At 61.9% G+C, this 21511-nt stretch carries 22 protein-coding genes; 14 read left to right on the top strand and 8 right to left on the bottom strand.

Translation table 11 applies throughout. The features are described 5' to 3' along the window. Positions 1-133: 133 nt before the first annotated feature. The 4 genes from ABAC460_RS41095 to ABAC460_RS51210 all read left to right on the top strand — a co-directional run bounded on the left by ABAC460_RS41095 (position 134) and on the right by ABAC460_RS51210 (position 3998). Positions 134-1699, top strand: a complete 1566-nt coding sequence (locus ABAC460_RS41095) for a tetratricopeptide repeat protein (protein WP_081716626.1) — start codon at positions 134-136, stop codon at positions 1697-1699. 74 nt (positions 1700-1773) lie between these two features. Beyond that, entirely contained in the window at positions 1774-3057 is a 1284-nt protein-coding gene (locus ABAC460_RS41090) for a NupC/NupG family nucleoside CNT transporter (RefSeq protein WP_023454624.1), read from the top strand. Between the two features lie 24 nt (positions 3058-3081). Next, positions 3082-3696 carry a glutathione S-transferase family protein gene (locus ABAC460_RS41085; RefSeq protein ID WP_023454623.1) on the top strand — a complete coding sequence of 205 codons (615 nt, stop codon included), beginning with the start codon at positions 3082-3084 and terminating at the stop codon, positions 3694-3696. Between the two features lie 8 nt (positions 3697-3704). Continuing rightward, positions 3705-3998 carry a toxin-antitoxin system YwqK family antitoxin gene (locus tag ABAC460_RS51210; RefSeq protein ID WP_023454622.1) on the top strand — a complete coding sequence of 98 codons (294 nt, stop codon included), beginning with the start codon at positions 3705-3707 and terminating at the stop codon, positions 3996-3998. A gap of 6 nt (positions 3999-4004) precedes the next feature. On the opposite strand, the gene ABAC460_RS41075 is transcribed toward ABAC460_RS51210, so the two are convergent. Further along, entirely contained in the window at positions 4005-4451 is a 447-nt protein-coding gene (locus tag ABAC460_RS41075; protein WP_023454621.1) for a PaaI family thioesterase, read from the bottom strand. 25 nt (positions 4452-4476) lie between these two features. Between ABAC460_RS41075 and ABAC460_RS41070 the strand changes: the two genes are divergently transcribed. From ABAC460_RS41070 to ABAC460_RS0124950, 5 genes are all read left to right on the top strand, one after another. Beyond that, a complete protein-coding gene (locus ABAC460_RS41070) occupies positions 4477-4725 on the top strand; it encodes a DUF3253 domain-containing protein (protein WP_023454620.1) in 249 nt (82 codons plus the stop codon). Between the two features lie 126 nt (positions 4726-4851). Further along, a complete protein-coding gene (locus ABAC460_RS41065) occupies positions 4852-6012 on the top strand; it encodes an MlaE family ABC transporter permease (RefSeq protein ID WP_023454619.1) in 1161 nt (386 codons plus the stop codon). Then, positions 6012-6890 carry an ABC transporter ATP-binding protein gene (locus ABAC460_RS41060; protein ID WP_023454618.1) on the top strand — a complete coding sequence of 293 codons (879 nt, stop codon included), beginning with the start codon at positions 6012-6014 and terminating at the stop codon, positions 6888-6890. Before ABAC460_RS41065 ends, ABAC460_RS41060 begins: the two co-directional genes overlap by 1 nt. Before the next feature lie 12 nt (positions 6891-6902). Then, entirely contained in the window at positions 6903-7838 is a 936-nt protein-coding gene (locus ABAC460_RS41055; protein ID WP_023454617.1) for an MlaD family protein, read from the top strand. After that, the gene (locus ABAC460_RS0124950; RefSeq protein WP_023454616.1) at positions 7835-8524 is read left to right on the top strand and encodes an ABC-type transport auxiliary lipoprotein family protein; all 690 of its coding nucleotides are present in this window, start codon (positions 7835-7837) and stop codon (positions 8522-8524) included. The genes ABAC460_RS41055 and ABAC460_RS0124950 overlap by 4 nt, the downstream gene beginning before the upstream one ends. 38 nt (positions 8525-8562) lie before the next feature. On the opposite strand, the gene ABAC460_RS41050 is transcribed toward ABAC460_RS0124950, so the two are convergent. Beyond that, positions 8563-9033: a tRNA (cytidine(34)-2'-O)-methyltransferase gene (locus tag ABAC460_RS41050; protein WP_023454615.1), complete on the bottom strand. Its 471-nt coding sequence runs from the start codon at positions 9031-9033 to the stop codon at positions 8563-8565. A gap of 260 nt (positions 9034-9293) precedes the next feature. Between ABAC460_RS41050 and petA the strand changes: the two genes are divergently transcribed. The 4 genes from petA to ABAC460_RS41030 all read left to right on the top strand — a co-directional run bounded on the left by petA (position 9294) and on the right by ABAC460_RS41030 (position 12792). Then, complete coding sequence (gene petA / locus ABAC460_RS41045) at positions 9294-9839, top strand: ubiquinol-cytochrome c reductase iron-sulfur subunit (RefSeq protein WP_023454614.1); 546 nt, start codon at positions 9294-9296, stop codon at positions 9837-9839. Between the two features lie 2 nt (positions 9840-9841). Beyond that, on the top strand, positions 9842-11125 hold the full coding sequence (locus tag ABAC460_RS41040; protein WP_023454613.1) for a cytochrome b: 1284 nt from the start codon (positions 9842-9844) through the stop codon (positions 11123-11125). A gap of 12 nt (positions 11126-11137) precedes the next feature. After that, positions 11138-12007, top strand: coding sequence for a cytochrome c1 (locus ABAC460_RS41035; RefSeq protein WP_031237136.1), 870 nt, complete (start codon positions 11138-11140; stop codon positions 12005-12007). Positions 12008-12273: 266 nt separating this feature from the next. Then, positions 12274-12792 carry a hypothetical protein gene (locus tag ABAC460_RS41030; RefSeq protein ID WP_155914699.1) on the top strand — a complete coding sequence of 173 codons (519 nt, stop codon included), beginning with the start codon at positions 12274-12276 and terminating at the stop codon, positions 12790-12792. A gap of 71 nt (positions 12793-12863) precedes the next feature. Here ABAC460_RS41030 and ABAC460_RS41025 read toward each other — a convergent pair whose 3' ends face one another. Further along, entirely contained in the window at positions 12864-13646 is a 783-nt protein-coding gene (locus ABAC460_RS41025) for a hypothetical protein (RefSeq protein ID WP_023454610.1), read from the bottom strand. A gap of 182 nt (positions 13647-13828) precedes the next feature. On the opposite strand from ABAC460_RS41025, the gene ABAC460_RS41020 reads away from it, so the two are divergent. Beyond that, positions 13829-14329, top strand: coding sequence for a hypothetical protein (locus tag ABAC460_RS41020; protein ID WP_023454609.1), 501 nt, complete (start codon positions 13829-13831; stop codon positions 14327-14329). Between the two features lie 6 nt (positions 14330-14335). Here ABAC460_RS41020 and ychF read toward each other — a convergent pair whose 3' ends face one another. The 5 genes from ychF to ABAC460_RS40995 form a co-directional block, all read right to left on the bottom strand. After that, entirely contained in the window at positions 14336-15448 is a 1113-nt protein-coding gene (gene ychF / locus ABAC460_RS41015) for a redox-regulated ATPase YchF (protein WP_023454608.1), read from the bottom strand. A 69-nt stretch (positions 15449-15517) separates the two neighbouring features. Further along, the gene (gene pth, locus ABAC460_RS41010) at positions 15518-16138 is read right to left on the bottom strand and encodes an aminoacyl-tRNA hydrolase (RefSeq protein ID WP_023454607.1); all 621 of its coding nucleotides are present in this window, start codon (positions 16136-16138) and stop codon (positions 15518-15520) included. Positions 16139-16171: 33 nt separating this feature from the next. Next, on the bottom strand, positions 16172-17704 hold the full coding sequence (locus tag ABAC460_RS41005) for a rhamnogalacturonidase (protein WP_023454606.1): 1533 nt from the start codon (positions 17702-17704) through the stop codon (positions 16172-16174). Further along, entirely contained in the window at positions 17701-19794 is a 2094-nt protein-coding gene (locus ABAC460_RS41000; RefSeq protein WP_023454605.1) for a right-handed parallel beta-helix repeat-containing protein, read from the bottom strand. The genes ABAC460_RS41005 and ABAC460_RS41000 overlap by 4 nt, the downstream gene beginning before the upstream one ends. 388 nt (positions 19795-20182) lie before the next feature. Beyond that, the gene (locus ABAC460_RS40995) at positions 20183-21442 is read right to left on the bottom strand and encodes a spinster family MFS transporter (RefSeq protein WP_023454603.1); all 1260 of its coding nucleotides are present in this window, start codon (positions 21440-21442) and stop codon (positions 20183-20185) included. Positions 21443-21511 lie beyond the last annotated feature (69 nt).

Raw genomic sequence — 21511 nt, 5'->3', positions numbered from 1 at the left:
CTCCCTGTTTTGCCGGGACAATGCGGCCGCGCGCCTTGACCTGTCAAGGTGGAATAATCTTGTTATTCAGACTGTTGACAGCGCGGGTGTGCCGGGTGTTACTGCGGCGGACGTGGCTGGAGGAGGGCGGATCATGATACCTGTCGCAAAAGGCATGGCCGCGGGGCTGGTGGCTTTCGCTGTCCTGGCTGGCGTGGCCGCGGCCCAGGCCCCGACTAAGGCCCCGACCGTCGCCGACCTGATCGCCCGTTACGAAGCCGAAACCAACGCCGGAAAGCTGGATGTCGCCCTGGCCACGGCTCAGGAGGCGCTGGCATTGGCGCGAAAGGGTAAGAACCCGCTTGAGATCGGCAACGCCCTGGACGCTATGTGCCAGGCCTCGGTGTCGCTCACCGGTTCCGGTTCCGCCGAGCCCTGCCAGGCGGCCTATGATCACCGGCTGGCCACCCTGGGCAAGGATCATTTCAAGACCTATGCCGCCCAGGCCGCCCTGGCCAACGCCTATTTCGATTCCCAACCCGACCGTGCCATTGCCATGACCCGGGAGTCGGCCGAGAACATGGAGCGGCTGGCTTCGACGCCGGATGAAAAAGCCGACGCCGGCGCGGCCTGGTATATGGTCGCCCTGGCGCTCAAATTCAAAGGCGATTACCTCGGCTCCCTGCCCATCTTCGAGAAAGCTGCGGCGATCATGGGGGCGCCGGACGCTACGCCCAACGTCGCGCTGGCGGGTATCCTGACCGACCATGCCGATACGCTGATCACCCTGGGTGACTACGAAGGCGCGCGAAGCCGCGCCGAAAAGGCCCTCGAAATCCGCGAACGGATGCAGGGCGCCGGCCACTCCGATCTGGCCGATACTCTGGGCGTTCTGGGCGACGCCCTGCGGCGCATGGGCCGCTATGACGAAGCTGAAGCCCATTTCCGTCGCGCCCTGCGCATTGCGGAAAACGCGACACCGCCGTTGCCGCACATCCTGGGGCGGGCCTATCAGAACCTGGGCCTGACCTATGTTTTTTCCGGCCGTTGGGAAGAGGCGCGCGATATTCAGCTCAAGGCTGTCGCCGTCTTTGAGACCATGGGCCCTAACGGCGACCTGTCGCTGTCGTCGATCTATAACGACCTCGCCAATACCTACAATTACCTGGGTGAGTACCGCAAATCGATCGAGGCCTCCGAGGCCGCCCTGGCCATCATCCTGAAGCAGCACGACCGCAAGTTCGACCGCTCGCTCAGCATCATGACCGTGCTGGCGAATGTGAGGTTCAAGGCCGGCGATACCGCCGAAGCGCGGGCGCTGATCGACGAAGTGCTTGAGACGCGGCTGGCGGCGGCGCCGACCTCTTCGCGCACGGCCGACTCTCTGATGCTGCGCGCGGTGATGAAGATCGACGGCGAAGACTTCGCAGGCGCCCGGACCGACCTGGAACAGGCGGCGAAGATCATCGAGCCCCTGAGCCCCAATTCCAGCCTGGCCATTCGTGTCAACAACCTGCTGGCCGGCGTGATGCTGAAGCTGGGCGATACGGAATCGTCCTATGAACTGGCGGTCAAGGCGGCGCGCAGCCAGGCCTATGTCCTGACCAATATGGAGCGGGTCCAATCGGCGATGGGCGGGACCCAGACGCCGGCCGACCGTCGGGTGATCTTCGACACCGTGCTGGACGCGGCGTGGCGCAAAACACACGCCGGGTCCTGAGTGGAATAAATCGCTTGCAAAGGTTACGGCTGCTACGGAATATGGTTCCCTTTCCGTAAACAAGGATCGCGTACATGTTCCACTATGGCCTTGAAAACCTGCAGAGCCTGCTTGGCATCGCTGTCATTCTGGCCATCTGCTGGGGCCTGTCGGAAAACAAGAAGCGCTTTCCTATCCTGCTGGCCGTCGGCGCCATCGCTATCCAGGTCGCGCTGATCCTGCTTCTGTTCGCCATCCCGCAATCCCGCGGCGTTCTGGACGGTATTTCCAACGGCATGCAGGCCTTGTCCGACGCGACGGCGGAAGGCATGCAGTTCGTCTTCGGTTATCTCGGCGGTGGCGCCCAGCCCTATGCAATCGCCAATGAAGGGGCGCTGTTCGTCTTCGCCCTGCGCGTACTGCCGCTGATCCTTGTCATCGGTGCGCTCGCGGCCTTTCTGTGGCACATCGGCGTGCTGAAGGTCATCATTCGCTTCTTCGGAATTATCTTCGAAAAAGGCGTCGGCCTGGGCGGCGCTTCGGCCCTGGGCGTCGCCGCTGGCATCTTTGTCGGCAACGTCGAAAGCCTGATCATCATCCGCGCCTATCTCGACAAACTGACCCGGTCGGAGCTGTTCGTCATGCTGGTCATCGGCATGGCCAATGTGTCGGGTTCGACCATGGTCGCCTATGTGCTGATCCTCAACGACGTCCTGCCCAATGCCGCCGGTCACATCCTGGCCGCTTCGATCGTTTCGGCGCCGGCCGGCGTGCTGCTGTCGCGCATCATCGTGCCGGAACTGGTCAACCATAAACACGAGAAGGTCGACTACAATTCATCGCTGAAATACGACAGCGCCATCGACGCCATCGCCAAGGGCACGACGGACGGCATGAATGTCGCGATGCACATCGCCGCCATCCTGATCGTCATGGTCGCCCTGGTGGCGCTGGGCAATGCGGCGCTGAGTGGTTTCTACCATGTCGGCGGCGAGCCGATCACCATCGAACGCATTCTGGGCTGGCTGTTCACGCCCCTGGCCTGGCTGATGGGCGTGCCCGCCGATGAAGCCTCGGTCGCCGGGCGGTTCCTGGGCATCAAGATGGTGCTGACTGAGTTCGTCGCCTACCTGAAACTGGCCGCGGTTCCGGTCGGTGATATGTCGGAGCGTACCCGCATCCTTTTGACCTATGCCCTGTGCGGCTTTGCCAATGTCGGTTCGGTCGGGATCACCGTGGCCGGTTATGGCGCTTTGATGCCGGAGCGCCGGCCGGAAATCCTCAACATGATCTGGAAGGCCCTGGCCGCGGGTTTCCTGGCCACCGTCCTGTCGGCGGCCATTGTCGGGGCCTTGCCGAACGCCATCTACGGGCTGTAAGCTCCTCCGAAACGGAGGCTCGCCATGAAGCTGTACACGACCGATTATGCGCCCAATCCACGGCGCGTACGCTGGGTGATGGCCGAAAAGGGCATCACTGATATCGAGCTGGTCCAGGTCGATATCATGAAGCTGGAACAGCGCACCCATCCGGTGATCGCTAAGGCGGGTTCGCCGCATTTGCCGGTACTGGAGCTGGACGACGGCGGCGTGATCGCCGAGTCGGTGGCCATCGGACGCTATCTCGAAAGCCTGTACCCCGAGCCGAACCTGTTCGGTCATGATGCGCGTGAGATCGCCGATATTGAGATGTGGACCCGCCGTCTCGAGCAGCGCCTGGCCACGCCCCTAATGCTGGGCACGCGGATGAAGGCGGCGCCGCTGGTCATTCTGGAGGACCCCAATCCGGCGGTCGGCGACTATATGTTCGAGAATGCGGCGGCCTATTGCATCGGCCTGGACGTGCATCTGGCGGATCGCGAGTTCATCACCGCCGGGCGGCTGACCATTGCCGATATCGCCTGCGTGTGCGCGTTCGATTTTGCCCGCATCGCGCGCTTCCGGCCGGACAAGTCGCTGGAAAACGTGGCGCGATGGCTCGGCGCCCTTCGTGAACGGGCAAAAGCCTTGGAGATTTAGGCACCACGATGGCAGATTTGAACATCGCAGAAATTCCCTATGAAGACGGTAGCATCCGTTTCAGGTACTCACGCTATCTTGCCGCCGATGGCCAGCGATGGATCAGGCATGGGTTGTTTGTGGCATACCATCCTAATGGTGCGCTCGCCTCGGAGGGTAGTTATACAGATGGGGAGGAACAGGGAGTTTGGAAGGATTACCACCCAAATGGCCAAGTTGCCGCCGTCGGAAGTTATGAGGGTTGTCAAGCTTTGGGAAAATGGGAGTATTGGGACGAGGACGGGAGGCCGGAGCCCGGCTAATTGACTTCAAGCATCACCTTGCGGCTTGAGCTTCTTTCGCGCCAAAATCCCGGTAAAACTCAGCAGCAGCTTGTCACCGCAGCGCAACTCTCCACGGCCGAAGATCACCGTCTGGCCTGCGCGGGTGATCTCACCCGTGGCGATGATGATGTCGCCCTCACGGCCCGGCGACTGAAACTGGGCGTCCAGTTGCAGAGTCACCGCCGCACCGTCCCCCAGATGCGGCATGGCGAAAACGAACAGCGACGTATCGGCCAGGGTCAGCAGACAGCCGCCGTGAACGCTGCCGCCACCGTTCAAATGACGCTTTTCCGCCTGGAAACCGACTTTGACTCTGGCGGGATCGGACGTGTCGTAATAATAGGCGCCGATCAGACCGTTGAACGTGTCCCCGGGCTCAGCCCTCTGCCATCCGGCAAAAGGGCCTTCGGTAACGGTTGTTAACTGACGCATTGTACGCACTCCGGAGTTCGCATTCATGTCCCAATTGGCGCAAGAGACACTTTTGACGCTCTTATCGCAGGTGCGAAGCGGTGAGTCCATCAGCCCCAATGACGTCGCCAAGGCGATGAGCGCCGAAAACTGGCAGCGCGAATTGCCCAAGGTGCGCGCCGTCATCCTTAGCCTGGTACGTGAGGGCAGGATCGAGGTGGTGCGCAAGGGCAAGCCCGTCGACCTCGAAGGCCTGAAGGGCATTTATCGTATCCGGTTGGTACCGCAGGCTTAGGCGGAACACGGAATCGCCCTATAGGCGGTCAGACGTGTGCATTTCGCTACACTCTTGCCTTTTTATGCGTTTACCTCATCTAAGAGGTTAGCCCCTAAAAGGCTTGCGAAAGAGTCCTGATCCCTGATGCCGAAGGCAAAAACCAAATCCTTGAAGGCTGACTTCGCGGTAGATGCCGGTGAGGGGGGCACGGCCGTGCTGCGGCCGACGGGAAACTGGATCGTCACCCGCACCGAGGGCCTGGGCGATCGCCTGCGCCAGGCACTGAAATCCTACGAACACATCACCGTCGATGGCAGCCACATCGAGGGGCTCGACACAGCCGGCGCCTACCTCTTGCGCACCGCCGTCGGCGACCGGCTGCAGGGTGAGGTTTTCACCGGCCAGGACAATTACGCCAGGCTCTATGGCATTGTCGGCAGCCACGCCGCGCCGATTGCCGACTATGTTCAGGAAAATCCCGAGCCGCCCAAGATGTGGCTCCATCCGTTCTATTTCGCCCTGGTCAAGCTGGGCAAGCTGGCCATGCGCTTCAAGAACGGGTTTATCGCCCAGGCCGTGTTCATGGGCCACATCATCACCCAGCTGATGATGTCCCTGGCCAGGCCGGGCAGCATGCGCTGGGCGGCCCTGGTCAATGTCATGCAGCGGGCGGGGATCGAAGCCATTCCCATCGTCCTGATGACCAGCTTCTTTATCGGCGGCGTGCTGGGTTTTATCGGCGTGCTGCAACTGAACCAGTTCGGCAGCGGTATCTTCGCCGTCGACATGGTGGCCATCTTTGCCCTGCGGGAATTTGCCCCCCTGGTCACCGCGGTCCTGCTGGCCGGCCGGTCGGCCTCGGCCTTCGCCGCCGAAGTCGGGGCCATGAAAATGAATCAGGAGATCGATGCCATGCGCGTCATGGGGATCGATCCGTATGAGGCCCTGATCGTTCCGCGCCTGATCGGGCTGGTGGTCATGTCGACCTTTATCACCTTTCTTTCGACGCTCGGCATGATGTTCGGCGGGATGCTGGCCATCTGGAGCGCGCTGGGTGCCGGGCCGGCGGTCTTCCTGCAGCGCCTGCAGGACTATGTTCCGTTCTACAATTTCTTTGTCGGCATTGTCCGTCCGCCCCTGTTTGCGGCCACCATTGCCATTGTCGGCTGCTGGCAGGGCATGCAGGTCAAGGATGACGTCCTTTCGCTGGGACGTCAGGTGACTACGGCGGTGGTGCAGTCGATCTTCCTGGTCTTCATGCTGGACGCGATGTTCGCCGTCCTGTTCAACGGGTTCACCATGTGATGACCGAAGAACCCGAAGCCCCCCTCGAAACGAACCCAGAATCGACCGAAGGCAGCGGCCAAGAAACTGGCAAGCAGCGTGAGAAGCTGAGCCTGAACCATGTCGCCAAGCCGAAGAACGGCCAGGGCGACGATCCCGTCGTCATCGAAAAGCTGAACAACCGCTTTGGCGACCACGTCATCCACGAAGATCTGGACCTGGTGGTCAAGCGCGGCGAAGTGCTGGGCGTGGTCGGTGGCTCCGGTTCAGGCAAGACGGTCTTGCTCAACTCCGTCCTGGGTCTGCACCGGCCCCAAAGTGGCGACATCCACCTGTTCGGCCAGAAGCTGATGGACGCCAAGCCTGCCGAAGGCAAGGCACTGCGCGCCAAGACCGGCGTGCTGTTCCAGGGCGGGGCGCTGTTCTCGACGCTTTCTGTCGCCGAAAACATCATGACGCCGATCCTGGAGTTCACCCGGCTGAACCCGCGTGAGGCCCGCCAGGTGGCGCTGCTGAAGATGTCCATGGTCGGCCTGCCGCTGCGCGCCGCCGACCTGATGCCGTCGGAACTGTCAGGCGGGATGATCAAGCGCACCGCCCTGGCGCGGGCTCTGGCGGTCGACGCCGAACTGATCTTCCTGGATGAGCCGACGGCGGGTTTGGACCCGATCGGGGCAGCCGCCTTCGACGAATTGATCCGTGGTTTGGCTGACAGCCTGGGGCTTACGGTCTTTATGATTACGCACGACCTTGATAGTCTCTACGCCATCTGTGATGAGATCGCCGTTCTGGCCGACCGTCACGTCGTGGTGAAGGACCGTATCGAGGTGCTGGAAAAATCCGATCACCCCTGGATTCATGAATATTTTCATGGTCCGCGGGGGCGGGTGAAAGGATAGGGAGACACGCCCATGGAACGTCAGGCGCATTATGCCTTTGTCGGTCTCGTCACCTTCGTGATGGCGCTGATTCTGCTCGGCTTCACCTTCTGGTTCATCAAGTTCGACGTCAACCAGGAATACGGCGTTTACGACGTCGAGTTCAACCAGTCGGTCGACTGGCTGAACAAAGGCGCTGAGGTCCACTTCAACGGCATCAAGGTCGGTGAGGTGACGTCGCTGCGCCTGGGCAAAGCCAATACCAGCCAGGTTTTCGCCCGCATCAAGCTGGACAGCGAAACCCCGATCCGCGTCGATTCCGTCGCCACCCTCCAGCCCCAGGGTATCACCGGCCTGCTGTACATGCAGATCTCGCCGGGCACGGCCAGTTCGCCGCTGCTGAAACGCAAGCCTGGTGGACCGCCGCCGGTCATTCGTTCCGAAGAAAGCGCCCTGGCCAAGCTGCTGCAGGGCTCGGGCTCGGTAATCGAAAAAACCTATGAGAGCCTGGACCGCGTCAACCGCCTCCTGTCGGACCGCAACATCAAAACCTTCTCGGACACGCTCGACAATCTGCAGAGCATCACCGCCGACATCGAAAACCGTCAGCAGATGCTGGACGATGCCCACGAAGCCATCATCAGCGCCGGCCAGGCAGCCGATGCGGTGACCAAACTGGCCAATTCGACCGACGGCGTGATGGCGCAGCAATTGCCCGAGACGCTGGAGAAGATCAATTCGGCCACCGAAAAGCTGGCCACTGCGGCCGATCGCGTCGCCGTCCTGGCCGATTCGATCAAGCAGCCGGCCGACCAGATCAACACCCAGACCCTCCCGCAGATGCAGGAAAGCCTGGAAAACCTGAACGAGGCGTCGGAATCGCTGAAGAGCCTGGTCGAGACCGTCCAGCAGAATCCGCAGGGACTGGTCACCAAGCCGGCCGCCAAGCAAAGAAAGGTCAGCGAATGAGACGCTTCCTCTTACCGGTTCTCGCGCCAGTTCTTGCGATCGCCGCTCTGGGCCTGAGCAGTTGCATCAGCCTCCTGCCCAAGACCGATCCTGTGCAGATGTATCGCTTCGGCTACGACGCCGGCCTGCTTGAAGCCGCGCCGGCGGCGCGGCAGGGCGTTCCCGTCGCCTTGTCGCTGGGGCCGGTCGTGTTTCCGCCCGGCAGTGCCGGCGACGGCATTATGACCGTGGAAAACAACGAGATCGCCTATGTCGAAAAGGCGCGCTGGGCGGCAGGCGCCCGTGAGTTGTTCACCGAGGCCGTTCAGGCCGGGTACGCCCGCAGCGGTGGCAATGTCCGGCTGGAGCCGCGCGGCCGTTCGGCGGCGGCCTACCGGCTGGATGTCGCGGTGCGTGGGTTCGAGACGCGTTATGTTCGCGGCAAGCCGGTGGTGGTGGTGGGCCTGGATGCCCGCCTGTCGCGCCAGTCGGACCGGACGGTGGTGGCCACGAAATACATCACCCGCGAAGTGCCGATCCGCCGAAATGACATGTCGATGACGGTGGAAGGCTATAACCTGGCCGTGACCCAGGCCGTCGACGACCTGATCGGATTCAGCCAGGAGACCCTGTCGCCGATGGCCCCCCCGCCAACCCCGTTTACCGAGATGCCCAAAGACGGAAAACAGAAGGTCGAGGGGTTGTAAAATCTGATACCTCCCTGCGCTCTTCGCGCGGGGAGGTATCAGAGAACGCGCCTGGGAAACCCTGACGTCTGCCGCAGCGCTTCGCCCAGACCCATGGCGGCGGCGGTAATGACATTGATCGACCGCGCCCGGGCCGAAATCGGGATGAACAGCCGGTGATCGGCCGCCGCGTGGACCTCGTCAGGCACGCCGGCGCTTTCGCGTCCCATTAGCAGGACATCCTCCGGTTCAAAGGCAAAATCGCAGTAGGGCGCTGCCGATCGGGTGGTGAATAGCACCAGGCGCGCCGCCGGATTGAGCCGCACCGAAGCCAGGAAATCGCTCCATCCGGCGTGGTGCGACACTATGGCGCAGTCGCCGTAATCCATCGCCGAACGCCGTATCGCCTTGTCATTCAAGGGAAATCCGCACGGCTCGATGATATCGAGCGCGACCTCCAGTGCTCCCGTCAGACGGATGGCGGCGCCGAGATTCTGAGGGATATCCGGCTGATACAGGGCCAGGCGCATGCGAAGGGACTCAAGAAGGGAAGGGCAGACCCTGCCGACATCGGCCACGGCGCCATTATTGTCAAGAAAATGGCCTCCAAAGCGTTTTGGTGGTTTGAATCCGCAGCGCAATTGTGGTTATAGACGCAATCGGCGTTCACGGGCGGCCTTATGGGCCGCGAGTCTGGTTACTTTGTTAAGGGAATCAGGCATTGAGTGCCGGGAAGTTTTGCGCGGGCGCGGCGGTCGCTGCCTGTCCGCGGCGGTATTGAAGAGGTGGCATGGTGAGCGAACCTGTGAACGGGACGGTTGAGGGTCATGATGATCCGTCACGCCGTGACTTTATCTACATAGCGGCCGGTGCGGCCGCCGTCGGCGCGGCCGCGGCGACAGCCATACCGCTGATCGGCCAGATGAACCCGGCGGCCGATACGCTCGCCCTGGCCTCGATCGAATACGACGTCAGCAAGGTGCCCGAAGGCGGCCAGGTCGTCGTCAAGTGGCGCGGCAAGCCTCTGTTCGTGCGTCACCGCACGGCCAAGGAAATCCAGGAAGCCCAGACGGCCGACGTGTCCGGCTTCCGCGACCCGCAGCCCGACGCCGATCGCGTCAAGAAGGGCAAGGAACAGTATCTGATCCTGGTCGGCGTCTGTACCCACCTGGGTTGCGTGCCCAACATGGGCGGTTCCGAGTTCGGCGGCTGGTTCTGCCCGTGCCATGGCTCGGACTACGACACCTCCGGCCGTATCCGTAAGGGCCCGGCGCCCAAGAACCTCGAGGTTCCGGAATACGCCTTCATCTCCGACACCAAGATCAAGGTGGGCTAAGCATGAGCGATCATCCTTCGACCTATTCGCCGAAGACCGGCATCGAAAAGTGGCTTGACGCCCGTCTGCCGATCCTGCGCCTGGCCTATGACAGCTTTGTCGACTATCCGACCCCGAAGAACCTGAACTACTGGTGGACCTTCGGCGGCATCCTGTCGCTCTGCCTCGGTATCCAGATCATCACCGGCGTCATCCTGGCCATGCACTATGTGCCGCACGTCGACCACGCCTTCGACAGCCTTGAGCGCATCCGTCGCGACGTCAACGGCGGGTGGATGATCCAGTTCATCCACTCCAACGGCGCGTCGATGTTCTTCTTCGCCGTCTATATCCACATGTTCCGCGGTCTCTACTACGGCTCCTACAAGGCGCCCCGCGAAGTCCTGTGGCTGCTGGGCTGCGTCATCTACTTCCTGATGATCGCCACCGCCTTCATGGGTTACGTCCTGCCGTGGGGCCAGATGTCCTACTACGGCGCGGTCGTTATCACCAACCTGATCGGCGCCATTCCGCTCGTCGGCCCGTCGATCCTGACCTGGTTGCAGGGCGGCTTCTCGGTCGACCAGCCGACCCTGAACCGCTTCTTCTCGCTGCACTACCTGCTGCCGTTCGTCATCGCCGGCGTTGTGGTCCTGCACATATGGGCGCTGCACGTCTGCGGCCAGAACAACCCGACCGGCGTCGAGATCAAGTCCAAGGAAGACACGGTTCCGTTCACGCCTTACGCCACCGTCAAGGACGGCGTCGGCATGATCCTGTTCCTGATGCTGTTCTCGGTCTTCGTCTTCTTCATGCCGGACGCCCTGGGCCACGCCGACAACTACGTGAAGGCCAACCCGCTGCAGACCCCGGCGCACATCGTGCCCGAATGGTACATGCTGCCCTTCTACGCCATCCTGCGCGCCATTCCGGACAAGCTGATCGGCGTCATCGCGATGTTCGCGGCCATCGCCGTCATCTTCGCCCTGCCGTGGCTGGATACGTCGAAGGTCAAGTCGATGCGCTACCGTCCGGTCATGCGCTGGTTCTTCGTCCTGTTCGTCATCACCTGCTGCCTTCTGGGCTGGTGCGGCGGCCAACTGCCGGAAGACCTGGTCTTCCAATTGGGCGCGGACAGCCACGGTACCGCCATCGGCCTGAAGGTCGTGACCCTGTCGCAGATTCTGACCGCCTACTACTTCTCGTTCTTCCTGATCATCATGCCATGGATCGGCCTGAAGGAAGATCCTCTGCCGGTGCCGGCTTCGATCTCCGAAGCCGTGCTCGCTGACCACTCCAAGCACTGAGGGCGCAGTCACATGTCTTCTCTTATGACGAAATCCCTCAAGGTCCTGGCCGGTCTGGCCGTCGTCACCGGCCTGGTGGCCGGTGCCCCGGCCCTGGCCTCGGGTGGCCATGCCAAGCCGCTGCTTAAGGCCGAATTCAGCTTCGAAGGCCCCTTTGGCGCCTTCGATCAGGCGGAATTGCAGCGCGGCTACAAGGTCTATCGCGAAGTCTGCTCCAGCTGCCACAGCATGAAGCTGATGTCGTTCCGTAACCTCGGTCAGAAGGGCGGGCCCTTCTTCGACGAGAAATACAAAGACAACCCCAATGACAACCCGGTCGTGAAGCAGATCGCGTCCGAGTTCGAAGTGGCGGAAATCGATCCGGAAACCGGTGACGAGACGACCCGCAAGGCGACGACCTCGGACCGTTTCCCCAGCCCGTTCAAGAACGACGACGCGGCCAAGGCCAGCAATGGTGGCGCTCTGCCGCCCGACCTGTCGGTCATGGCCAAGGCCCGTCACCACGGCCCGCACTACATCTATTCCCTGCTGCAGGGCTACGAGCCCGAGCCGGTCGGTTTGACCGTCGCGCCGGGCCAGCACTACAATGTCTACTTCCCGGGCGACCTGAAGGCCCAGTGGTCGGGTGACGCGCACAAGGTGCCGCATGGCGGCGTCCTGGCCATGGCCCCCCCGCTGACCGATGGTCGTGTGACGTTCGACGACGGCACGCCCTCGACCCTGAAGAACCAGGCACACGCCGTGGCCACCTTCCTGGCCTGGACCGCTGAGCCGCACGCCACCGAGCGCAAGCAGACCGGTATCGCCGTGCTGCTGTACCTGGCGATTTTCTTCGGGATCACCTATCTGGCCTACCGCCAGGTCTGGAAAGGTAAGCACTGACGTCACGATCTGGCGGTCTGCAAACCGTCATCTCCCTGCGATAACGGTTTTCGACTCGCCACCCCGCGACGTCTCCGAGCCAATAAGTTAAACCCGCCGGGTCATCCGGCGGGTTTTTCTGTGCTCGCTGAGCCTGGATTACAAATACTGACAGGCTTGCGCAGCGGCTTATCACGATCACCCGGTCATGTTAGCCTGCGATGAAGACCATACGGGCGATCGGACGTGGCCGTCACGTGCCGGGCCTGGATCCGGGGATATCGCGCATGATGCGTCCTGTAGTGATGACGGCAGCCCTCCTTGGATTGGCCGGTACGGCCGCCCACGCCGAAGATGTCGTGATGGCCATGACCCTGCCCGAGGCAGGTGAATATGTTACCAGCATGCAGCTGAAGCTGTTCGAGTGCAGCGGAACGGCCAAACTGGTCGCCGCCGAGGGCGAGGCCATGGCCGAAATCACAACCGACGTCGTCTACCAGATGACGAACGACCAATGGGATATGAAGGGCTCAACCCTGACCATTTTGCCCTTCGAAGACGGTTTGCGTACCGTTCAGACCCGGCTTACCGGCTTTGGCACTTTTGAGGACGGCAAGCCGGGATTCTATCTTAAGGATGGCGTGGTGGCCAAGTCCGACGAACTGCCGTCCGGCATGACAATGTGGACCGGACGCATCAAGCTGACCTTCCAGACCACCGACGACAACCCCATACTTGATGGCATTATCGAAGACGACAAGGGATTCGGTTACCGGGTAACCTGCCGGCTCAAGCCGGATGAATAGCACATCGTAGTCCCCGGGATGTCACGCGCCTTCGTCAAGGCGGAGACCCACCGCATCGACGGTGCCGCAAACTAGGGCTCGCGCTCCAGCGCCACCCCTTCGAAGGCTGATCTTGGGGCTTTGGCGCCGGGACCGTTGGACACCGACAGGATGCGCGTCGTCGTCAACCTCCATCGATCCTGATCGTCGCGGTCGGCCCTGGCCTCGAAGGTCGCGAAACTGTTGTCCTGGCATAAGGCGGTGAAGGTGTGGTTGTCGCTCCATCCATTCGGCCGGCACCACGGGCCGAACACGACGGGTTTGCCACCGCCGGCCCAATCGTAGATTCGTAGTTCGGTATCCTCGTCGTAGACTGTGACCTCTTCCAGTCCACTGGCCAGCCAGCGGCCGTCTGGTGACGCCTCGGGTTCACCGGTCAGCATGAAGTTCCGGCCCTTGCCGAGTGGAATATAGTAGCCGCCGCTTTCCCAGAAGCCGATGTCGAGCACAGCATAGGGTTCGATCTTGCCCGTGTCGGACGACAGCAGGTTGACCATGCCCCAAAACCTTGGCTGCCGGCAGGTATCGGCATTGCCGTCGCCATCGCACGGTACTGTCTTCTCGCTGGCGATCAGCTTGCCGTTGTGAAAGACCTTCAGGATGTCGCCTTCGCGCACGGCAAGGGTCGGGTAGGCCGCCAGGCGCCGCGCTTCCTCGGATTCGGTGATCGCCGTGGTTGTCCGAAAGCTCGATGCCGGAATTGCGGATGTGGATGATGCCGAAATACCGTTGAGTTCGTGCTGCCAGGACTGGATTCGGTCGCAGGACACCAGGACCGCGCACAGCGCTGCCCCCAGAATAAGGAAATGTCGCATGAAGCCCCCCTCTTTGCGAAGGCTCCATGCTACCCCGGATTCTTCGCCTTGGCCAGAGCCGGTGTTCGAATTCGGACACCCATTGGGCCCCGTTACAAATACTGAAAGGTCCACACGGTCGCTTTTCGAAAAATGGATAGTCTGGCAAGTTCGAGCGGAATCATTCTTCCCGGAGTTCGGCCATGAAAGCCTTTCGTACCGCCCTGACCCTGCTTGCGCTGACACTTTCCACCTCTGGTGCTCAGGCCCAAACCGTCGACGACCTGTTCGCCTACGTTTCCGGCAAGAAGTGGCAATGCGAGGCCGACGTCGCCAGCGACCTGTTCGACAGCGGCTATGTTCGTATGCGGGGCATGGTGATGGTCAATCTTGCCCGCGATCAGCCCGTCACGGGAATGGCCGGCACGGGCTTCTCCGCTGACGGCTCAACCTACAGCCGCGTCTATGAGGTCTCCGGCTATACGTTCGTCAACGACAGCGACGGTGTCGGATTCGTTCTCGAAGGCTTTAAGGTCCAACGCGAAAGCGCCTTACCCTACGGCCTGACTTGGGAGACACCGAAATTCGAAGTCTATTCGATCCGTGCGACCGGCTGGTCGTCGGAGCCCTACGAGCTTCACCTCAAATCGGTCGCGGCGAACTCTCAGGTCGATACGACGACCTGCCACCTTTTCAAAGGGTGATGCGGATCAGACGTTGAAGCGGAAGTTCAGGATGTCGCCGTCCTTGACGATATATTCCTTGCCTTCCTGACGGAACTTGCCGTTTTCACGCGCGCCGGCTTCACCGTTGAACTTGACGTAATCGTCATAAGCCATGGTTTCGGCGCGGATGAAGCCTTTTTCGAAGTCCGTGTGGATGACGCCGGCGGCCTGGGGCGCCGTGCAGCCGAGCGGGATCGTCCAGGCGTGAGCTTCCTTCGGGCCGACCGTGAAATAGGACTGCAGGCCCAGCAGCTTGTAGGCCTCGCGGATCAGCCGGTTAAGGCCGGGTTCGTCCAGCTCCAGGGTTTCCAGGAACTCCGCGCGCTCTGCCGGATCCAGCATGGCGATTTCCGACTCGATCTGGGCGGAGATGACGACGCTGTTGGCGTGGTCGGTCTTGGCTCGGGCCGCGACCGCTTCGGACAGGTCGTTACCGGTGCCGGCGGAGCCTTCTTCGACATTGCAGACATAGAGAGCCGGCTTGCTGGTCAGCAGCTGCAGCATGTTCCACGCCTTGGTGTCTTCCTTGCTGATCTTGCCCTTCTCGTAGGCGACGCGCGCCGGGCGGCCGGCACGCAGTTCGGTCAGGGCGGCATTGATCAGCTCGACCGTGATGGCGGCATCCTTGTCGCCGCCCGACTTGGCGCGTTTTTCCAGGGCCGGCAGACGCTTTTCCAGCGATTCCAGGTCGGCCAGCATCAACTCGGTGTCGATGATTTCCAGGTCTGAGATTGGATCGATCCGGCCTTCGACGTGGGTGATGTCGGTGTCGACGAAGCAGCGCGCGACGAAGGCGATGGCGTCGCAGTCACGGATATTGGCCAGGAACTGGTTGCCCAGGCCTTCGCCCTTGGAAGCGCCGCGGACCAGGCCGGCGACATCGACGAAGTTGATGCGGGCGGGGATGATTTCCTTGGAACCGGCGATCTTGGCCAGCACGTCCAGGCGCGGCTCCGGCACGGCGACGTCGCCGACATTCGGCTCGATGGTGCAGAACGGATAGTTGGCGGCCTGGGCGGCAGCGGTTTGCGTCAGCGCGTTGAACAGGGTGGACTTGCCGACATTGGGCAGGCCGACGATAGCGACTTTCAGGGCCATGGAAGGTCTCGATAAAAAAGGTGCGCTTCCCTAACACCGCGGGCGTTCTGAGGAAACCTTTTTATCGGTTCAGGCCGTACCGTCTGGCTTCACCGGCTTGGGCGCGGGCGCCAGGCGCATGACTTCGGTGGTGTAACGCTCCGAAGCGTCGGGCAGGCCGGTGAACAGCATCGGCAACGCCCGGGCGCAGGCATCGGTCAGGGCATCGACCCAAACCTGTTCGCCCTTGCCGAAATCGCCCAGCACCCAGTTGTGCACCATCTCGCGGACGCCGGGATGACCGATACCCAGCCGTCCGCGTATAAAGTTCGGTCCGATATGGCCCATGATCGAGCGCAGCCCGTTGTGGCCGGCATGGCCGCCCCCCATTTTCATGCGCATCCGACCCTGGGCGAGGTCCAGTTCGTCGTGGAAGACGATGACCTGTTCGGGCTTGATCTTGTAGAACTGCATCGCCTTGACGACGCTGTTGCCCGACAGGTTCATAAAGGTCTGGGGCTTGATCACCAGCACCTTATCCGGGCCCTTGCCGGTCTCGATCTTGCCTTCGGCGGTGATGGCGTCGAACTGCTTCTTCTCGGGTCCGAAGTCCGGCGCGCGAATGATCTCGTCGGCAACCATGAAGCCGATATTGTGCCGGTTTTTGGCGTATTGCGAACCGGGGTTGCCGAGGCCGACGATCAGGTACACGGGGAAGCTCCTCTTTCGGAGTTCCGTTAGCAGTTACAAGGCCTTGCCGTCCAGCGTAATGCCGGAACTGTTGATAGTGCGCACCGGCGCGACCATTCCGGTAACGCGGGCGGTCTGGACACTGTCGAAAACCATGGCCGGACGGGCATCCGGGGCCGTCGTTTCGAACGTCACGTCGCGTAGACTGATGTTGTTGGCGTGCCGTGCGTAGAACCCGAAGGCGGGCAGGGCGCCCATGAAGGTCACTTCCAAGCTGATTTCGCGGCGATAAGGCACCTCGCGACTGGCGTCCTCGGCTGTGCCGCCGCCGCCGCTCATCACATGGATATCGCGGAAGGTGACGTCCTCGACCGGCGCATCGGCAATGCCGGCCACGCCGCAGGGATAGCGGCCGTTGGCGCCGGTGACGTGGATGTTGGAAAAGGCCACCCGGCGGCAGGCGCCCGGCACAATGCCCTTCGGTCCACGCAACCGCGCGGCCTGGCGCACGAACAGAGGATGGTTGACCGGATTGCGCAGGGTGATGTTGCTGACCAGGACGTCCTCGAGCACACCGCCATCGACCACGCCCATCAGGATGCCGCGCGTGGTGTCGCACTGGCAGTCGCTGATCAGGATATTGCGGAAGCCGCCGTTGGACTCGGTCCCCAGCTTGATCCGCCCCAGAACGCCGATGCCATCGGTCGAACTGTAGTCCGACGGCTTGTAGGTTCCGTCCAGCACCGATCCCATCGCAAAGCCCGAGGTCTTGCAGCCGGTCACCAAGACATTCTCGGTGATGATCTTTTCATTCAACGCATAGGACGACTTGAGTACGATGGCGTCGTCCTTGGGCGCATTGACGATGCAGTCGCGCACCCGCACATCCCGGCAGCAGTCGATATCGATGCCGTCGCGGTCGGTATCGACCATCACGTTTTCGATCGTCGCATTTGTGCACCCCAGCAGGTGGACGCTGAAGTGGCCGCCCTGCAAAACCGTAACATCGCGCACCAGGACATTTCTCGAATTCTTGAATCCTATAGCGCGGATGCCCTGCCCCTGGATGGCCTGTTCCTTCGGGTCGTTGAGCCGCGGACCAGGCTGCCAGTCCTTGACGCCGTGCCAGCGTGCGCCGGGATCTTCACGTCGCAAACCCTTGCCGTGTATAAGACCGCGGCCGATGACGGCGACATCGCGGGCACCATCGGCATAGATCAGCGAACAGTGAAATTGTGTAATTCCGAAATCTTGGAACTGTTCCGGCCAGTCGGTTTCGGCGAGGTCGTAGGCGCCTTTGTGGATGTCCGGATCGGCGGCTTCCAGCACGCAACCTTCGCCCAGCCACAGCGTCACCTTGTCGAGCAGGCGGATGGAGAAACTTAAGTATCGGCCCGCTGGCAGCAGCACCGTTCCGCCGCCGGCTGCATGGGCGGCCTTGACGGCAGCGCGGATGGCGTCTGTATCCAGCGTAGCACCGTCGCCGCGCGCCCCAAAGTCGCGGACATTGAAGATGCCGGTGCTCTGGGCCAAGGCGGGGGAGGCCAGCAGGGCAAGTCCACCCGAAAGAAGGCAGCGACGGATCATTTGCGTTTCTTCTCCGCCGTCGGCGAACCATCGGACGGCGGCAGGTCCGCCGGTCTGGCGCGCGCTTTGACACCCATATAGTCCGGCAGGACGATATCGTCCTGGATGCCGGCATTGGCCATGACCTGTTTCGCTTCTGCCGGCCAGGCCTTGTCAGGGACGTAGTGGTCATCGAGGATCAGGTCTTCCTGATAGGCCGACCAGATCCCGCCCAGTTCGGTGGTGTTGTGCCAGTTTCCGCGCGCCGTATTGTTCGTCGAGGTGCGCAGGGGCAGGGCCGAGCGCGCCGTATTGACGTTCAGCCACTTCGACGCGTCTTCAACGACATTGTTGCGGATCAGCAGACCGCGTGAGCCTTCGTCGAAATAGAGCGCCACCCTCGGGCCGATATCGAAGACATGGTTTTCGGCAAAAACGCAGTCGGGGCATGCGCCCAGATTGTAGATAGCTCCCCCATCCAGAAACAGTTGCTTGACCTTATAGACCCGGTTGAAGCCGACAAAGACGTCCTTGTGCGTTGTCGGCGTGTCATAGACCGGATTGCCGCCGCCGCCCCGCCACTGGTCATAGCCGCGCATCCGCGTGCGGTAGTTGGGATTGCCGCCGGCATCGACATAGCCCCAGCCATAGCCGACATCGATCGCGTCATAGGGCGCACCGGAAATGTCGTTATGCAGGATGACATTGTTCCAGATGTAGGTGGCGATAATGGCGCTATTGTCCTTGTACTCCTGGCTGACGTTCTGGATCAGGTTGTTCTCGAAGATGTGCTGGCGGTTGGTCAGGCGCGCATCGGACGGGTGATGGGCGTCGGGCCGCACCCCGCCGGCCGAAATGGCCCCGCCGGCCAGATCGGTGAAGACATTACCCTTCACCACGATATCGACGGCGGCCAGGCCCTGGCCGGTTAGGTGGGCATTGTCGTCATTGCCGATCCCCAGGGCATACTGGCCCAGGTGGGCAAAGACATTGCCTTCGAAGACGATGTGCTGGGCGGCCGAAACCTGCACGGCGGCCGGCGTCTGGTTCCACTGGTTGCGCACGGTCTCGAACTCTGCACAGCCGGTCTTGCACCGGTTCAGGACGTCTTCCGGATAGGCAGCCGCCTTGCCGGTGATGAAGGTGCCGCTCTGCTGGCTGGCCAGACCCTGATTTGACGACGGCCCCAGCCACGAGGTGTGTGAAAAGCGCAGGCCCTTGAAGGTGAGATCGTGAACCGGTTTGTCCCTGGTGCCGGCGATGGCGACCAGGACCTCTAGCCGTGGCAGGACGACCTTGACGGTCTTCATGTCCTCGCCAGCGCGCGGCTTGTAATAGAGCTTGCCGGCGCCGGGATCGAGGAACCACTGGCCGGGTTGGGTCAGGAAGGCCAGGCTGTTGCGCAGGTACAGGTGGGCGTCTTCCGGGTGGAAGGGATTGGGGATGGTGTCCCAGCCCCAGATATTGTTGGCCCACGCCGGCTGTTGCATGGTGAGCGTGGTGCCGCTGACCGACTGGACCGGCGAGAAGCGGGCGGTGAAATAGCCCTGGCTTTCGACTTCGATGCGATTCTGACCGGGTAGGGCCGCCAGGTTCAATGGCGGCTTGGTTATCGTCAGGCCCGTTTCGCTGAACGTGACGGTCTTGCGGTCGATCTCGACCTGGGCCACCTCGGCCAGTCGGTCATTGACCCAAAGCTGGCGCGACTCCTGGCCCTTGGGCGTGCCGGCGACATAGATTCCGTTGCGGTACGGCTTCCAACCGGTGACGGTCAAACCGCCCGATAGCACGGGTTTCGCTCCATCGGCCGCCTGCCAAGTAACGGTAAAGCCGTTCTGGCCGCCATCGGCCTCGGTCAGGATCAGAGGTGTGTCCAACAGGTATGTGCCGTCACCCAAAGAGACCGTCACGTCCGACGTGGCGCTCTTGGTGCGCACGGCGTCCTTGGCCCGCGTCACGGTGCGGAACGGCTTGGCCGCGGAACCGTCATTGCGGTCATCGCCTCTCGGCGACACATGGAAGGTCGTGGCAGGCTTGTCCCACTTCGTCTGGGCATAGGCCGGCGCGGCAATCGTCAGCGCCGCAACGGCAAGGGCGAGAAGGCGGGACATGGGGCGTTTCCTGTTTTGCGCATTTACGTCACACGTCATACATCATATGTCAATGCGCGCCGTTTTGGTCTAACGCGACTGGGCGCTATGTCCGTCGTCTTATGCAATCCTGATTTTTCAGCCCGCGAGTCACATTTCGCGGAGTCGCCGTGGCTTCTAACCTTGGCTCATCGCTTCGCTGTTCGGATGACATCCATGTTCCGGTTTTTCCAAGGTATTCACCTGGCTTTCGCCTTGTCTCCGGCGGCCATGGTTTTGCCGGTGTTCCCGGATAACGACGAAGCGTAGATCTACCGCGAGATTTCCGGGGTTTGGGACAGAGAGGGCGTCCCTGATTATCGGAAAACGAACCCTTCGGCTCCCCCCTGGCCGAAGGGTTCTTTTTGCCCTATTCCACCCAGTCCTTCTTCAACTGCCGTGACGCCAGCACCAGCAGCAGCGCCGCCAGCACATAAAAGCCCAGGCCGCTGATGAAGGCCCATTTGATCGAGTCGGTGCCGTATTCCGGCTTCAGCACATCCGACATCTTGCCGAAAAAGTACGGCCCGACACCCAGCCCGATCAGGTTGTTGATCAACAGGAACAGGGCCGACATCTGGCTGCGCGACCGCGCCGGCCCCAGGTGCTGGACCGCCGTCAGGATCGGCCCCAGCCACACCAGACCCAGGGCCTGGGCGGCCATGAACAGCACGAAGGTCACTTCCGGCGCATTTGCCAGGGTGCCGACGGCATAAAGCGGTGCCGACACCACAAAGGCCGAAGCCGGGATCAGGGCGTAGGCGGCCTTGGACTTCTGGCCCAGCTTGTCGGCTAGAAAACCGCCCATGAACATGCCGGCGACGCCGCCGAAGAACAGGATAGCGGCCAGATATTGCGAGGTCTGGGTCAGATCGAACTTCAACGACCGCACCAGGAAGGACGGCAACCACGCCATCAGGCCGTAACCAACCAGGGACGAACAGCCGGCGCCGAATGACAACAGCCAGAAGGACGGCTTTTTGAACGCAATGCCGGCGACTTCCCAGATTGGCGGCGCCTTGACGGCATTGGCCGGTCGCGGCGGCTCCTTGACCAGCAGCTTGAACACGGGCGCGACCAGCAACCCGACCGCTCCGATGATGATGAAGGCGTAGCGCCAGTCGATCGCCTTGGCGATCATGCCGCCGAACAGCACGCCGGCGGCCGCACCAACCGGGATGCCGAAGGAATAGATGGCCAGGGCCCGGGCGCGGGATTTCGGTGGGAACATGTCCGAAATCAGCGAATAGGCTGGGGCGACCCCGCCAGCTTCACCGACCCCGACGCCCATACGCGCAATGAAAAGTTGACCGTAATTGGCCGCCAGGCCGCAGAAGGCGGTGAAGCCCGACCAGATGGCCAGGGCCCCGGTCATGATCCAGACGCGCGAAAACCGGTCGGCCAGCCACGCCGCGGGAATGGCCAGCACCGAATAGACCGAACCGAAGGCCAGGCCCAGCAGCCAGCCCAGTTGGGAATCGCTGATGCCGAACTCCTCCTTGATCGGCACGGCCAGGATGCTGATGATCTGGCGGTCGAGGAAGTTGAGAATATAGACCAGGATCAGCAGGAGCAGGATGAAGTGCCGGCCGGGTGCGCCCTGGCTCTGGGTCGGTGTCGCTTCGGACATGATGTTTCCTGTGCGTTTATAAAAACGGCGGCTCACCAAGGGATGAGCCGCCGAAAGTTGTCAAGGCGT

This window comes from Asticcacaulis sp. AC460 (genome assembly GCF_000495795.1).
Taxonomy (GTDB): domain Bacteria; phylum Pseudomonadota; class Alphaproteobacteria; order Caulobacterales; family Caulobacteraceae; genus Asticcacaulis.
This window is presented reverse-complemented; position numbering and strand designations above follow the sequence as displayed.